2 protein-coding genes are annotated in these 1,227 nt (G+C 70.0%); one reads left to right on the forward strand and one right to left on the reverse strand.

Annotated features, from left to right (window positions below; all coding sequences use genetic code 11):
• Positions 1 to 249 (forward strand): DUF4166 domain-containing protein (locus KZA10_RS15620; RefSeq protein WP_218683344.1); only part of this gene is annotated, 249 nt, incomplete at its 5' end.
• Here the strand turns inward: KZA10_RS15620 and KZA10_RS15625 are convergent.
• Positions 243 to 1,082 (reverse strand): exodeoxyribonuclease III, encoded by an 840-nt coding sequence (locus KZA10_RS15625; protein ID WP_174799536.1) that lies wholly within the window; start codon positions 1,080 to 1,082, stop codon positions 243 to 245. The genes KZA10_RS15620 and KZA10_RS15625 overlap by 7 nt on opposite strands.
• Between the last annotated feature and the right edge of the window lie 145 nt (positions 1,083 to 1,227).

The raw sequence follows: 1,227 nt of genomic DNA on the forward strand, positions 1-1,227 counted from the left end.
CTGCGCATGAGCACTCGCGCCGTCGCACTGCGGCTGGGGCGGTATCGGATCCCGCTCCGCGGCATCCTGTGCATCGAGGTGGAGCTCGTCGACGGCTGGGACGAGGCCCGCCGTCGACGCACCATCGACATGCGCGCGACGAGCCCCGTTCTCGGGACGGTCCTGGAGTACCGCGGGTGGTACCGCTATGCGGACCTCACAGCGCCGGACGTCACGACGTCGGGTGGCGTGCCCGTCGCGGATCAGTAGCGGTAGTCGACGACGACGGGCGCGTGGTCGCTCCAGCGCTGGTCGTAGGCCGCGGCGCGCGCGACGTGATAGCTCTCGACGCGTTCGGCGAGTGCGGGCGTCGCGAGGTGATAGTCGATGCGCCACCCGGAGTCGTTGTCGAACGCCTGTCCTCGCATCGACCACCAGGTGTACGGGCCGTCGACCTCACCGTGGAACTTTCGGCCGACGTCGATCCAGCCGAGGCCGGTGCCCACGGTGCCGTCGACCCCCGAGACCTCTGTGCCCGCCTCGCCGAGGAAGCGGTCGAAGTAGGCGCGCTCGCGGGGGAGGAAGCCGGCCTTCTTGCGGTTGCCTCGCCAGTTCTTGATATCGAGCTCACGGTGCCCGACGTTGAGGTCGCCTGTGACGAGCGCGAGGGCGCCGTCGGAGCCGAGCTCGCCCAGGCGCGTCCCGAACGCGTCGAGGAACTTCCACTTCTCGTCCTGCTTCGGGGTGTCGGCCTCGCCGGAGTGCACGTAGGCGCTCACGACGGTGAGCGGGCGATCGCCGATCAGGAAGTCGGCTTCGATCCAGCGACCCTTGGAGTCGAAGTCGTCGGGGCCGAAATCGGTGCGGGAGGCCAGCGCGGGAGTGCGGCTGGCGATGGCGACGCCGGCCCGCCCCTTCGCTGTGGCCTCGTCGTGCACGAAAGTCCAGCCGGGGAGTGCGGCCTCGAGGTGCTCGTCCTGCCCGCGGACCTCCTGGAGCGTGAGGATGTCGACGCCGGCATCGTCCAACCAGGAGCTCATCCCGTTGCGAGCCGCCGCTCGGATTCCGTTGACATTGACCGTGGCGATACGCAGATGAGGCATGGTCACAAGCCTAACGAGCGCCGCCGACATCCCGTCCCGGTCGGTGCAGCTCCGTGAGCAGGCGCTGGGCCAGCGGGCCGCGCGGGTCGTCGGGTGGGGGAGGAGAGGCCTCGAGGTCCGTGAGCTCCTGCTCCGCGTCGCGCAC

This window comes from Microbacterium sp. BF1, from assembly GCF_019279095.1.
Classification (GTDB): domain Bacteria; phylum Actinomycetota; class Actinomycetes; order Actinomycetales; family Microbacteriaceae; genus Microbacterium; species Microbacterium maritypicum.